Annotated in this window: 1 protein-coding gene; it reads right to left on the bottom strand. The window is 58.6% G+C overall.

Annotated elements, in window-relative coordinates; all coding sequences use genetic code 11:
* Positions 1 to 251: thiamine pyrophosphate-dependent enzyme (locus CH341_RS33040; RefSeq protein WP_245431362.1), on the bottom strand; the 251-nt coding region annotated here is incomplete at both ends.

Here is a 251-nt window from a genome sequence, read left to right as displayed (position 1 = left end):
CGCCTGGTTGACGACGCCGCGAATTTCCTTGTCGACGGCCTTCACGTCATCTTCGCTCATGCCGTGGCTTTCCATCAGCCGCTTCTTCACCTGCTCGATCGCATCGTGTTCGGTGCGCATTTTCTGCACCTCCTCCTTCGAGCGATATTTGGCCGGATCCGACATCGAATGGCCGCGATAGCGGTAGGTGAGCATTTCTAGGATCATCGGGCCTTTGCCGGAGCGAGCATGCTCGGCGGCAAAATCACCGG

The organism is Rhodoplanes roseus, assembly GCF_003258865.1.
Lineage (GTDB): Bacteria > Pseudomonadota > Alphaproteobacteria > Rhizobiales > Xanthobacteraceae > Rhodoplanes > Rhodoplanes roseus.
This window is presented reverse-complemented; position numbering and strand designations above follow the sequence as displayed.